Below are 13,230 nucleotides of genomic sequence, written 5' to 3'. Positions count from 1 at the left end.
CGGATTCGCATGCGTCCTCGTCATTTTGCATGGTTCAACTGCTGTTCCAGGGCTATGATTTCACTACCGATCTGTGCTGCCTTCATGATGTCACCTGAAAGTACCGCCTGGGCCTGCTCTTCTTTCTTTATCTTTATAGCGGCTTGCTGCGGTATTTTCCGAATTTCCCGGATATAATCGTCAATAACTTGCGAGTTGACCCCTTGAATGTCCGTCATTAAGATGGCTCCCGCAGCGCTTTCAAGCTTGTCGTCATGTAGAGTGGCAAGATAGCGGCTTATGTCGGGAGGATTTCCTTGAGCATAATAAGCATATAAATAAGCGGCAAGGGCTGCGTGGGTATCCAAATTGAACTGGTCGCCGATCCGCTGCTTGACATACTCCGCAACGTCGGAATCATGCATCATGACAGCGAGCAAACGGACTTCCGCCTGCAAATACGCCCGCTTCAACATTGCAGGCTGCTTCGCACCGGCCCCATCATTCATTACATTATTCCACGTTTTTACATTATTATCCCTTTTTTCTTTATTATGCAAAAGCTCTTGTCTCGCAAGATGGAGTTCCTGTTTAAAAGCCGATGGATCTGCCGCAAGCTCGGTCGTAAGCTCTTTGGCATAATGATCTCGCTCCAAAGGAGAGTTCAGTTCTGCAATGAGTTTAGCAGCAGTCTCCAGATAACGCAGCCGCCCGTCCTCATTGCGGAGATTGAAATTTTTCCTAACATATTGTAGCTTATAGCGAACCGTAGTAACGGCCCCCTCGATAATTTCCCGACGGAACCGCTCCGCCCCGTATGCGGATATAAATTCATCAGGATCTTTGCCTTCCGGTAGAACAGCCACCTTAGCCGCAATCCCCGCTTTGTCAAACAAAGCAAGAGCTTTGTAGGCCGCATTTTGACCCGCCGCGTCCCCGTCATAACACACGATTACCTCTTGCGCATTTCTGCGCAAAATCGCCACATGATCTTCCGTGAGCGCGGTGCCCATCGTCGCGACTCCGTTCTCCACTCCCGCCTCCCAGGCTCGAATCACATCCATAAAGCCTTCAAAAAGAACGACTTGTCCGGTCTTGCGAATTTGCGGTCTGGCTCGATGAAAGTTGAACAGATTGCGGCTTTTATTAAATAACGGCGTTTCAGGGCTATTCAAGTATTTGGGTTGAACATCCCCTATGGCTCTTCCCGCAAAAGCAATCACCTTCCCTTTAAAATCATGAATGGGAAACAACACGCGGTCGCGAAATTTATCCACATACCCGCTGCCATCGGACTTGGCTGAGACAAGACCGCCCTTCTCGCATAGCGGAAGGGAGTAGCTTCTCTTTTCCAACTGCTTCGCCAGAAGGTCCCAGGTCGCCGGAGCGCTGCCGATTTGAAAAAAATCGATCCACTTCTGGGATATTCCCCGTTTGCGGAGATAGTCCAAGGCAGGCCGACCTTGCTCATAATTGGTCAAAACCAGTTGATACAGCTTGGTTGCGAACTCATGAGCACTATAAAGCGCGTCCCGGTCCTTCTGCTCCTCCGACTTTTCCTGATTAATGCCGTTACCTTCCCAATCAAAAGGGATATCGGCTTCCTCTGCCAATTGCTTGACGGCTTCGGGAAAGGAGAAGCCTTCGATCTCCATCACAAAATGAATGAGATTACCGCCAGCCTGGCATCCGAAGCAATGATAAAACTGCTTCTCCGGATTGACCGAGAAAGATGGGGTTTTCTCCGAATGAAAAGGACACAGCCCTTTCAAGTAGTGCCCTTGCTTCGTTAAATGAACATATTTTCCAATGACATCGACGATATCGTGCCGCTTCAATACGGCCTCGATTACGTCATCGGGAATACGGCTTCCTGTCAATTCAATCACCTACATCTCGTCGACACGTATTACTATTCGCCTAGGTGACGAAATTTCCTGCTGTACCAGACAAAACTTTTGTCAATGTATGTAGAAAAAAATGACGATCATCCTTGGTCATCGCCCGCGGACCCTTGGTGCGCCCGCCTCCGCGCCTGATTCGCGCTTGCTCATTGCGTCTTTCCAGCAGAAAACCGATTGTTTTATCCGTATAGATTTGACCCCGATTGGATAACACGACGGCACCCTTGGAGATACCGATAGCCGCGAGTCCAAAGTCTTGCGTAATCAGAATATCGCCGGCTGATAACCGGTTGGCGATATAAAGATCGACGGATTGGTCCGATCGGTCTACTTGAAAGTTTTGAACGCCTTCTCGTGGAGGTAAATAATGATCATAAGAAGCGACCATCCACACGTCGGCTCCATATTCCGCAGCGGCTGCAACGATCTCATCCTTGACAGGACACGCATCGGCGTCTACAACGATCTTCAGCCGTTTTGTCATTTTGCCGTCCTCCGAATGTCCGATTTACAGTCAAATCCGAATATAAAGGACCAGATATCTATATATACGCCTGTCCGCAGATAAATTCCTGCTTTTTGGCGAGCAAAACCTAAAGACCCGACCTGAACATTTCCTGAATGAAACCAGCGGTTTCTTCTACCGCCCGGTTGGATACATCGATGACCTGGCACCCTAATCGAGTCATGATTTCTTCGGAATAACGCAGTTCCTGCTCGATGCGCTCCAGCCTTGCGTAGCTCGCATCCCCATGAAGGCCAAGTGCCTTCAGTCTTTCTTTGCGGATGGCGTTCAGCTTTTCGGTGCTTATTTTTAATCCGACAATTTTATGTTGGGGAATGGTGAACAGTTCTTTAAAGGGCTTCAGCTCCGGTACAAGCGGAACGTTGGCAACCTTATATTTTTTGTTGGCCAAATACATGGCGAGCGGCGTTTTCGAAGTTCGGGAAACGCCTACCAACACGATATCCGCTTTTAACACGCCTGCCGGATCACGCCCGTCGTCGTATTTGACGGCAAATTCGATGGCTTCCACTCGCTTGAAATAATCATCATCCAGCTCATGGATCATCCCAGGCTCATGCCGGGATTTCCGGTTCAGGATATTTTCCAAATTGTAAATAATCGGGCTGAGCAAATCCATGCAGACGATTTTATATAGCACGGATCTCTCCAGCAAATAGTCCCGGAGTTCCGGCACCACAAGCGTAAAGACGATCATTCCGCCGGTTTTCCGGGCGGCCTCAATCACTTGATCGATCCCTTCGCGGTTTTGGATGAAAGTGGCTCTGCGAATGTCTACGGCAGCCGGCGAGAACTGGATGGCAGCGGCCCGTACAACTGATTCCGCCGTTTCCCCAGCCGAGTCGGATACCACATAAACCGTTGGGGTCATCTCTCTCTCGGAATCCATAACCATAATGATTCACGCCTGTCCTGTTAAAATATACCGTCCGGGCAAAGTCAAACTCCGACCAAAAAGGCGGAGTCTGGTTCGATAAACGGTATTCATTCCTGTACGTCCTATATCGGCAAGTTAAAAGATATAATGAATAGTTCAAACGGTCAACCGGTTTCATTTCTCTCAAATTCCGTACTTTTTCATTTGATCAAGAAAATCCCTCGATTTCCATTTTGTGCCGAGATGCATGTCCATAAAAGCCCGCATCGTTGCTTTAATCTCCACGATGGTTTCCGGTTTCACTTGCACAGCTCCCAACCGGCGCAAATCCATCCGTTGGAACAGCCGCAGGAGTCGGAGCCCGGCAGGAGTAACATGAAGTGCGGCAGGGTCCCTGCCGTAGCAGCGGGGACATAGAATCCCGCCCTGTGCTATGCTCACCCGCATCTCTCCTTGGTCGCTGCCGCAAGAAACGCATTCGGTAAGCTGCGGCAAATACCCTGCCAATGCCAGCATCTTCATCTCCATAATCGCGATGACGATCTCCGCATCTTTGCCCTCATCAATAGCGGCTAGCGCCGCATTCAATTGATGGAAAAGCATGCTATTCGGTTCGTTTTCCGGAAGAAGGCGATCCGCCATCTCCGCGATATAAGCGGAATAGGCAGTTTTATGCAAGTCTTCCCGCAACATCCGCCGGGAGTCCAACGTCTCTCCCTGATTCAAGGTCCCCATTCCTCCACCGCCGCGGTAAATCACATAATCCCCATATGTAAAGGGCTGTGCGCAAGCGGCAAGCCGGCTATTCGCTTTTTTGGCACCCCGGGCCATGACGCTGACTTTACCCAGTTGTTCGGTTAGCAGCGATAAAATGATGTGTCCTTCCCCATAGTCCAGACAGCGGATAACGATCCCTTCCGTTCGATGAAGCATGTGACCTGTCCCCAATCCTGCTCATTACTGCAGCGTTTCCCGATCTCCCGTCTCCAGCTCCTGAACCGTCATTTCCGCCAGTTCCACCGGTTCAATTCCGCTTTGCTCCGATTCCTTATACAATAAATACGCGTCAAGGTTTCCACATCTTGAGAAATACTGCCAGAAAAACTCTTTCATCATTCCATCCTCCCCAATGTCAGACTGATGATTGAAATTAGGATGACTCAGAGTATGCCGGGTTATCCATGCAAGATGATCTGTTTATTGCTTTCGGATCGTAATCATGCGGCCTGAACGGTGTTATTCATCCCGAAAGCCAAGATCCTGCAGCACTTGCTGCCGGTTTCTCCAATCTTTCTTAACCTTAACCCATAGCTCCAGAAACGTTTTGGAACCAAGAAGGGCTTCAATATCCGCACGCGCCTGCTTGCCGATTTCCTTCAAAAGCGCTCCGCTTTTGCCGATAACGATGCCTTTCTGGGAGTCCCGCTCCACGTAAATGACGGCACCAATCCGCACCAAGCCATTCTTCTCCACCTTCATATCCTCGATTCCAACCGCAACGGAATGGGGGATTTCTTCCCGAGTGAGATGCAAGATCTTCTCCCGGATCAATTCGGCGACGACAAACTGTTCCGGATGATCCGTCACCTGATCCGCCGGATAATACTGCGGGCCTTCAGGCAAGTAAGTGCCCAGTTTTTGCATAAGGGTCTCGACATTATTGCCGTGAAGAGCGGAAATAGGCACAATTTCGGCAAAAGGATGCAAGTCCTTATATTTCACGATAATATGCAGCAGATCATCGGGAGTAACTTGGTCGATCTTGTTCATGACCAAAAAAACCGGCGTTTTGACTTTAGCTAACTGTTCGATGATATACCGGTCTCCTCCGCCAAGTTCTTCGGCAACGTTGACCAGGAAAAGGATGGCATCCACTTCGTGAAGGGTGCTTTCCGCCGTTTTGACCATATAATCGCCCAGCTTGGAATGGGGTTTGTGAATCCCGGGAGTGTCCAAAAACACAATCTGCATCCCATCAGTTGTATACACACCGTGGATCTTATTTCGCGTCGTTTGAGGCTTATCCGACATGATGGCGACCTTTTGCCCGATCAGATGGTTCATCAGGGTCGACTTTCCGACGTTCGGCCTGCCGATAATGGCGACAAATCCGGATTTATAACCTTTTTGCATGCTCCTACCTCCGTAAAAACTCTCCGTTATAGAAAAAAGTATCTTGATTCATGGCGCTCACTGGTCCATCGCACGTTCGATGTTTACAGTTTGCCCGTTTCCTTCGGTTCCTCGACGTCCGGCATATGAAAAGCACCGGGCAATAACTCCGCTACCGTAGTCTCCGCTGAGTCCCCTTTTACATTAAATAAAAACACCGGCATATCCGGCAGACAAAGCTCGGACATCACTTGCCGGCAAATGCCGCAAGGTGAGATTGGCCCGGGAGTATCGCCGATAACAGCCAAAGCCCGGAAGGAACGAGGTGCATGCCCGTCGGAAATGGCCCGAAACAGCGCGGTACGTTCGGCGCAGTTGGTCGGTCCGTAGGCGGCGTTTTCCACGTTGCAGCCATGGAGAATTTGTCCATCCTCCGTAATCAAGGCGGCTCCTACTTTAAATTGCGAATAAGGGACATATGCGCGGCTCATGGCGGCGGCAGCTTGCTTCTTCAGTTCGTCTTTCGATGGCATATCCATCACTTTCACCTCGATGTACGGAACGTTTCGCGTTCCTATTCTTTTTACCACAAGCTAAACCAATCAACATGAATGGATAAGCGGTGCAAGCTGAAGATAAGCAGGGTGATTGCGGTTCCCAATATAGCGCCAAACAAAAGGGAGATCAATCGGCGGCTGCGCCGGTGATACAGAACAAGCAAGGTGAGAACCGCCAAGGCATAAGACAAAAAGACAGGCAACCCACGATCCACCATTAGCGAAATCAAGGTTGAGAGAGAAAAAGCAACGGCGGAAAGCAGGCTCGGCGCAAGTTTACTCCTTTTGGAAAAACGGGTTTCCGCAACGATGACGGTCAACAGAACAAAGATCAGATAGATCCAGACCGATGCGGCCGTAATGGGATCAGGTGTAAGCCGAGATGCCTGCAGCCATAATTCCACTGGCCGATAGAAAATAATAAGGCCGACAGCGACGGCAAAAGCCGCCGTAACGAGAACGGCGGCAGCGGCGGTATCCTTAGCAATCTTGGCTAGAGGATGCCTGTCCGGCATTGCGAGATCGACTGTTTTTTCAATGGCGGTATTGATCAGTTCCGTAACGATAACGAGGGTAATCGCCAAAAGCAGAAACAAAATATCGTTCCGGCTCAAGCCGAATAATACGGCGGCAGCCAATACCAAAAAGGAAACGAAGAAGTGAATCTTCATGTTCGGCTGGGTCGTCAGCGCGTACTTAATGCCTTCGTAAGCGTACCGCATGCTGCGCAGGAACCGGATCCCTTGTTTCACCGCGTGAGACCTGCCTCCTGGAGAATGCTTTCCTGCTTGGCAAACATCTCCCGCTCTTCATCATCGCTTTCATGATCATAGCCGATCAAGTGAAGGAACCCGTGAATAAAGAGAAAGCCCAGTTCCCTTTCCACAGAATGCCCGTACTCTTCGCTTTGGGCAACGGCTCTCGGAATCGAGATGACAATATCGCCAAGGGGTTCTTCCTCCGTAAAATCATCCGGAGCGGTTCCGTCCTCGTTCTCCACTTCCTCCAGATCATCATAGTTGATTCTAGGCTCGTCCTCATCTTTCTCGAACATCGGAAAAGATAAAACATCCGTCGGCCGGTCGATATTGCGAAATTCATTGTTCAGGCGGTGGATTTCCTCATCATCAACAAAGGTTAGGGCGACTTCCCCGTGTTCAACGCCTTCCTGGGCGCCGGCGATTTGCAGCAGCTTTTCCAACAGGCCAGTTAAAGCCTCGGTAATCTCCATCTCATCTTGTTCATTGTTGCATACCAAATTCAGAGCCATAATCAGGCTCCTCCTTTCCATTCTTTGTCTGGTTTCCCATGGCTGCTTTGCCCCGTAAAATCCACCTTTTTCAAAGTAGGTGGAGAAGATTCCTGGGGAGCCGTCTGCGAAGGTCGGGCTGGAGGCAAATCGCTGGGATATTCAATTCGGGAGTGAAAGATGCCGAGGAGCGTTTCCTTCAGCGTCTTCCCTACCGTATCTAACTCGCGAAGAGTGAGATCGCACTCGTCAAACTGGCCGTCATCCAGTCTGTCTTTAATAATTTTCCGCACCATTTGGTCGATCTGTTCGATATTGGGATGCCGCAGCGAGCGAACCGCCGCTTCTACGCTGTCCGCGATGCCCACCACCGCCGCTTCCTTGCTTTGGGCTTTCGGACCGGGATAACGGTAATCCGACTCCTGCACCGGCTTTTGCGGATTATCCCCTTGCTGCTTAACCGCTTTGTAGTAGAAGGATTTTAACAGGGTCGTACCGTGGTGCTGCTCGGCGATATCGCGGATACCCTTCGGAATCTTATGCTCCAACAGCATCTCGACGCCGTCTCTGGCGTGAGCTGTGATAATGGAGGTGCTGAGCCCCGGATCGATGCTGTCGTGAGGATTCTCCATGTTCAATTGATTCTCGATAAAATAGGACGGCCGCTTCGTCTTCCCAATGTCGTGATAATACGATCCGACCCGGCAGAGCAGCCCGTCGGCGCCGATGGCTTCCGCCGCCGCTTCCGCCAAGTTGCCCACCATAACGCTGTGGTGGTAGGTCCCCGGAGCTTCAGTCAAAAGCTTGCGCAAGAGCGGATGGTTCGGATTGGACAATTCCGACAACTTAAGCGGCGAAAGAATTCCGAATACCGCCTCGAAGAAAGGAATTAATCCGATGGCCAGAACAGCCGTAATCACACCGCTTGCCAGCGCGTAACCTAGAGCATAGGCAACTCCCGAAAAACTGTTCGATATCAGAATGATCGCCGTCACCGCGGCCGTGGAAAATAGCGATACGGCAAGCCCCGCTTTTAGAACGGAGAAACGCTGGCTTACCCGATGCAGCGAGAAAATGGCGGCATATCCGCTGGCCAACGCTGCAAAGCCAAACCGAAAATCAAAGAGCCGGTCCGGCTCCGCGTTGAATACGGCGGATGAAACGATGGCAAAGAGAATAGTCAGCGCAACCGCAAGGGGGGTGTCCAGCAAAAGAAAACAGAGTGTTACTCCTAATGCGACAGGAGCCAAATAGCCGACAAAGGGATACTCCAGGTTTTGGCCCAAGGCCACAATCCTTATCCCCACGATATTGATCAGAATAATAACGAGCAGCATCAACAGCTGTGCATTATTCTGGGCGATGGAATGGGTGCTTCTTCTCACTTGCATAAAGAGGGCAGTGACGGCCAGAACGGTGAATAGAGCAAGGCCTAGAGCCGGCTTGTAATTCTTCTCGCTGTTAAGGAGTCCGGCCGCATTCAGCCTGTCGTAGACATCCTGCGTAATATAATCGCCTTTGCGAATTAAGACATCGTTCTTGTCGATATAAACCGGCTTAGTCGCTCCTCTCGCCTCATCCTTTGCCTTCTCCGTGCCCGTTGCATCATAGAAACGGTCAGGCAATAAGCAAAGCTTGGAGATCTCCTGAACAATTTCCCGCTGAGTGCTCTTGGCGAGAGAGGAGGAGTTGACTAATTGAGTGACCTTGCCACGGACAGCACGTACATCTGTCAGCGGATCACTGCTCAACTTCGCGACGATTTCCCGCGTGACGTTCTCCATATCGCCCAAGTCGTCAACCGTTAACCTAGGCATCTTATAGTAGGCTTCTTCGGTAATTTTATATTCCTGATCCGCGTACTGTTTTTTCATTTCATCCGTCAGCTTTGTATTGCCGGGAACAGCAGTCCCGGCGATCCGCACCGACTCATCTGTAAACTCTTCCAGCACCCGGGGAAATACCGATCGGTAGTAGCTCACCCGCTCTTCAAATTGCATTTCGGTATCGGTGAGAGACAGTTCCAATTTATCGTACAAGGTCGAAATCAGCACGGTGCTGCGAGGATTGACGGAATAATAGACATCGCCTACTTGCTGAGCGGCGGCCTCTTGGGCTTTTGCCGTGGCGATATCATCCTTGATCTGGCGAGGAGCCAGCACCGTTGTCTCGCTTTCCGTATTCGGTTGAATATCATAGGTCTTTGGAATAAGTCGGTCGGCCAACGAAAAATAAAGAATGACCCCGATCAGAAGAAATAAAAAAAAGCGGATGAAGGCGCTGTACTTCCAACCATTCATCCATGTAAACGACTTTGCCGTTGTTTTACCGGTTGATCGCACAGCCGGAGAGCTAATCTTACGCTTCATTGGAACTTGAGCCTTCTTTCTATCTGAACTAACCTTCATGAGGAAAAGATCAAATTTCAGGCGGCTGTGCCGATTTTCCACACATTCGCTGGCTCTGCGCCAGCGATATGTGTCTATCCGTGCCTTTCCTGGTCCAGATTATAAGCGGTGATGATTTTCTGCACGAGAGTATGACGGACAACGTCTTGTTCCGAAAACGTGATAAACCCGATATCTTCAATGCCCTGGAGGATGCGTGCTGCTTCCACTAAGCCTGATTTCTTACCCCGGGGCAAATCGATTTGCGTGATATCCCCGGTGATCACCATCTTGGATCCGAAGCCCAGACGGGTAAGAAACATCTTCATTTGCTCCGCTGTCGTATTCTGCGCTTCGTCCAAAATAATGAACGAATCATCCAGCGTCCGCCCTCTCATATAAGCCAAAGGGGCGATTTCGATGAGGCCGCGTTCCAGCGATTTCGCTACTTGTTCAGGCCCCAGAACGTCGTTAAGAGCATCATACAACGGCCTCAAATAGGGGTCAACCTTTTCCTGCAGGTCTCCCGGCAGGAAGCCCAAGCTCTCTCCGGCTTCAACTGCAGGCCGCGTGAGCACGATACGTTTCACTTTCGCTTCCTTCAGCGCGGCTACCGCAAGTACGACAGCGACATAGGTTTTACCGGTGCCGGCGGGTCCAATTCCGAAGACGATATCCTTCTGACGGATTTCATTGACATATTGTTTCTGTCCAATGGTTTTTATTCGAATAGGCTTTCCCCGGTACGTGGTGGCGATTTCGCCCTTGAACAGCTCTAAGAGCTGATCCGCCTTCATCTGCTTGGACAATTCCAAAGCATAGGTGACGTCCCGTTCGGAAAGCACATAGTGATTGCGTATCAATTCCAGCAGCACTTCGAAAAGCTGCTTCAGGGATTCCACTTCCCTGGTATCTCCTTGAATGACGATTTCTTCTTCCCGTGAAAACAGCTTGGCGCTGGTCCCCTCTTCAATCATCTGCAGAAAACGATCCTGCGGACCGAAAAGGGCGAGGCCCTCGGCAATGTTCTTCAACGGAATTTTGACGGATTCATTTACATTCAACAGGCTTCATTCTCCTCGCATTCACGTTGGATATAGTATATGTCCAAGTGTATATGATATGTAGCCGCGTATGCAAGGCCGACACTCTCCCGGCGTTACTCGCCCGGAGGAGCCGATGGTGCGGGAGGCAATTCCACTACAGGCAGCTCTTCCGAAATATCTTCCTCGATTTCAATAAGAGCGGTTATGATCTGTTTGCCATTTTCCACTTTGCTTTTGATCACTTTAGCTTCAGACAATCGTGAGCCTTCTCCCGCAGCCTGCAGCAACTTGTCCGCAGCTCGTTTTACACCAAGGCTCTCGGCGGAGCGAGAATCCAGAATAGCCTTCTCGTCATTCACCTCATAAATTCTCTCGTTCAGCCAACCGATCGGCATCGTCCATTTGCGAAATGACAGTGTTTTACGGTTTGCGACAGCGGCCGAATGCGGATAAGCTTCTTTACCGTAGCCCCAAAGCTGAAGGGCACGGCTACCGAAGACCAAATATTTTTTCTCATAGGAATTTCCGGTATAGGTACGATGCAACTGCTCTAAGGGAACCTCAATATGGGATTCATACCAAACGAGACCAAATACTTTTCCTGTCGCCGGAACCATGGAACTGCTGGTCTCATCTCCCAGCCTGCCGGAGACAAGCACCGCCCCTTTGTGGACATACTGCTGGGGCTGCACTAGAACTTGTCCCTTTTCCGCCAGCACTTTGGTGACAACAGCGTTTTCTTGGCAACCAAATGACGCGGACTCACCAGTACCCGATCGCCGGGCTTGACCGACTCGACAATTTTGATCAGAACATGAGTACCTTTCCGCTCCACGCCTACCCAAGCGATTCCGGGAAGCTTGCCCTGCAGCTCGCGGGACAGGGTATCGCTGTCTTTTAGCCGGAAGGTCCATTGAAACTCTCGGACTCCCAGCGATTCAGCCGCCGCCAGAATATCTTCCTTCTTCAGTTTGACGTTGCCTTCCACTTGTATCGACCATACCAGCGAGGTAAGCATGATCAACCCGGCCACAAAAGCGGCAGCGCCAATTGCAAAGGCTTTGCGTTTGCCCAGCCTGTCCAGCATGAAAGGAAAACCAAAACGGCCTGTCACATGAAAACGGCAGCCTGTCTGGCGCAGCAGCGGCTTTATGCGAAAAAAATCCGGAAGCGCCAGCTTTAGTTCCACAATGTCCGGACTCTTCCGGCGAATCTCCCATATCCGTATGCCCGCCGTAACCGCTTCATTTACGAAAACTTCCGCAGGCCCCCGCAGGTCCAGCGCGACATAGCCGGTCAGTTTGCGCAACAGCCCCGTTATCACAGACTTTTCCTCCTCATCCCGTCACATATTTGATATCCCCGATGGTCCCCTCGACGAATACCTCTTCCGGCAATATCGCCCGAAGTACCAAGTCACTACCGTGAATTTCCAAATGTCCCTTTGCCAATGCCAAGCGCAGTAAATCCGAGGAAAAATGCAGGACACCATGATGATTCTCTATGTAAAGCTGCATATTACCGATCATTGTAAGTCGCGGCACATCTAGGATGACATCCCGCGGAACATCCAGCAGATCTGCGGTAAACATCCGAATTTTTTTCAGGCGGCGCATGCCCTCACCCTTCCCGTTCTGCCACCGGCGGTTCGATTAACAATATGCCGGGAGAATGAAAATTATCCCATTGTTGTAGCAAGCACGAATAATACATTGCATAATTAAGTATGCTGCATTAAAATACTATATGTACTAAGGTAGGCGCATTCTAAAACAAAGGAGCATCCGTCAGTGGAAATCGAAAAGGAAATGCTCAAGGGCTACATTGACATCATCATCCTAGCCCTCCTATACGGAGAGGATTTGTACGGGTATGAACTGGGAAAAAGAGTGAAAGAAGAGACGAAAAACTCCTTCGAACTGAAGGAAGGAACGCTCTATCTCGCCTTCAAGCGTCTGGAACAAAGCGGGTATGTCGAGTCTTATTGGGGAGACGAAAGCGTAGGCGGAAGAAGGAAATATTACCGGCTGTTGCCGGAAGGGCGCAGGCATCTATTGCGGAGAAAGCAAGAGTGGGAGCATTTTAAACAAATCATCGACTTATTTTTGAAAGGTGTGGATAATCGTGGCTGATCAAACCTTATCCCGAGAAGCACTGCAAAAAATCGATAAACTGGTGGAACGTGTCGCCCGGAAAGCCGGCTACACCGGAAACGGAGAGTTGACTTATAAAGAACACCTCCAGATGAAGCTGGAGCAAAACCGCGACAAACTGACCAAAGGCTATAACAAGTACAAACACAAGCTGAGCTTGAAGCCGAGCCAAAAGGATCTCAGTGAGGAAATCAAAACCTATCTTCGGGACGGGCTCGCCGATTTGATGAAAGAAGGATATACAGAGAAAGAAGCGCTGCAGATCACCATGGACAAATTCGATGAAGCCGAGCTTCGTAAGGACTTCGGCGAGTTCATGGAAGCCTTCGACGGATTCGGCATCGAAGCGGCAACAGAGCAATGGTACATGCAGCACGGCGAGGTTATCGGCCTGTTTTATGCCGGTTTCCTCTTTCTCGGTCTCACCATCGGTGGTTTCT

14 protein-coding genes and 1 pseudogene are annotated in these 13,230 nt (G+C 50.2%); 2 read left to right on the top strand and 13 right to left on the bottom strand.

Features of this window, described 5'->3' with window-relative positions; genetic code table 11:
• Nucleotides 1-20: 20 nt before the first annotated feature.
• The 13 genes and pseudogenes from dnaG to yqfC form a co-directional block, all read right to left on the bottom strand.
• The gene (gene dnaG / locus TJ79_RS00825; protein WP_040948388.1) at nt 21-1,859 is read right to left on the bottom strand and encodes a DNA primase; all 1,839 of its coding nucleotides are present in this window, start codon (nt 1,857-1,859) and stop codon (nt 21-23) included.
• A 40-nt stretch (nt 1,860-1,899) separates the two neighbouring features.
• Nucleotides 1,900-2,367 carry a YaiI/YqxD family protein gene (locus tag TJ79_RS00820; RefSeq protein WP_040948387.1) on the bottom strand — a complete coding sequence of 156 codons (468 nt, stop codon included), beginning with the start codon at nt 2,365-2,367 and terminating at the stop codon, nt 1,900-1,902.
• 109 nt (nt 2,368-2,476) lie between these two features.
• Nucleotides 2,477-3,304: a pyruvate, water dikinase regulatory protein gene (locus tag TJ79_RS00815; RefSeq protein ID WP_155987728.1), complete on the bottom strand. Its 828-nt coding sequence runs from the start codon at nt 3,302-3,304 to the stop codon at nt 2,477-2,479.
• A 165-nt stretch (nt 3,305-3,469) separates the two neighbouring features.
• Nucleotides 3,470-4,219: a DNA repair protein RecO gene (gene recO, locus TJ79_RS00810; protein ID WP_040948386.1), complete on the bottom strand. Its 750-nt coding sequence runs from the start codon at nt 4,217-4,219 to the stop codon at nt 3,470-3,472.
• 24 nt (nt 4,220-4,243) lie between these two features.
• The gene (locus tag TJ79_RS26455) at nt 4,244-4,399 is read right to left on the bottom strand and encodes a YqzL family protein (RefSeq protein WP_155987731.1); all 156 of its coding nucleotides are present in this window, start codon (nt 4,397-4,399) and stop codon (nt 4,244-4,246) included.
• A gap of 123 nt (nt 4,400-4,522) precedes the next feature.
• Entirely contained in the window at nt 4,523-5,419 is an 897-nt protein-coding gene (gene era, locus TJ79_RS00805; protein WP_040948385.1) for a GTPase Era, read from the bottom strand.
• A gap of 83 nt (nt 5,420-5,502) precedes the next feature.
• The gene (locus tag TJ79_RS00800) at nt 5,503-5,931 is read right to left on the bottom strand and encodes a cytidine deaminase (RefSeq protein WP_040948431.1); all 429 of its coding nucleotides are present in this window, start codon (nt 5,929-5,931) and stop codon (nt 5,503-5,505) included.
• Nucleotides 5,932-5,981: 50 nt separating this feature from the next.
• Complete coding sequence (locus tag TJ79_RS00795) at nt 5,982-6,707, bottom strand: diacylglycerol kinase (protein ID WP_040948384.1); 726 nt, start codon at nt 6,705-6,707, stop codon at nt 5,982-5,984.
• Nucleotides 6,704-7,225 carry an rRNA maturation RNase YbeY gene (ybeY, locus tag TJ79_RS00790; RefSeq protein ID WP_040948383.1) on the bottom strand — a complete coding sequence of 174 codons (522 nt, stop codon included), beginning with the start codon at nt 7,223-7,225 and terminating at the stop codon, nt 6,704-6,706. Before ybeY ends, TJ79_RS00795 begins: the two co-directional genes overlap by 4 nt.
• A 2-nt stretch (nt 7,226-7,227) precedes the next feature.
• Complete coding sequence (locus TJ79_RS00785; protein WP_081756621.1) at nt 7,228-9,573, bottom strand: HD family phosphohydrolase; 2,346 nt, start codon at nt 9,571-9,573, stop codon at nt 7,228-7,230.
• Nucleotides 9,574-9,686: 113 nt separating this feature from the next.
• The gene (locus TJ79_RS00780; protein ID WP_420319363.1) at nt 9,687-10,658 is read right to left on the bottom strand and encodes a PhoH family protein; all 972 of its coding nucleotides are present in this window, start codon (nt 10,656-10,658) and stop codon (nt 9,687-9,689) included.
• Between the two features lie 92 nt (nt 10,659-10,750).
• Nucleotides 10,751-11,961 (bottom strand): annotated as a pseudogene (yqfD, locus tag TJ79_RS27860) (sporulation protein YqfD).
• A 13-nt stretch (nt 11,962-11,974) separates the two neighbouring features.
• Entirely contained in the window at nt 11,975-12,253 is a 279-nt protein-coding gene (yqfC, locus tag TJ79_RS00770) for a sporulation protein YqfC (RefSeq protein WP_040948381.1), read from the bottom strand.
• A 174-nt stretch (nt 12,254-12,427) separates the two neighbouring features.
• Between yqfC and TJ79_RS00765 the strand changes: the two genes are divergently transcribed.
• Nucleotides 12,428-12,769 (top strand): PadR family transcriptional regulator, encoded by a 342-nt coding sequence (locus TJ79_RS00765; RefSeq protein WP_040948380.1) that lies wholly within the window; start codon nt 12,428-12,430, stop codon nt 12,767-12,769.
• Nucleotides 12,762-13,230, top strand: a 469-nt coding sequence (locus TJ79_RS00760; protein ID WP_040948379.1) for a hypothetical protein, incomplete at its 3' end; no start/stop codon positions are given. The genes TJ79_RS00765 and TJ79_RS00760, both read left to right, overlap by 8 nt.

The organism is Gorillibacterium massiliense (assembly GCF_000455485.1).
Taxonomy (GTDB): Bacteria; Bacillota; Bacilli; order Paenibacillales; family NBRC-103111; genus Gorillibacterium; species Gorillibacterium massiliense.
Note: the sequence above shows the minus strand (reverse complement) of the source record. Positions and strands in the feature narration are given on the sequence as shown.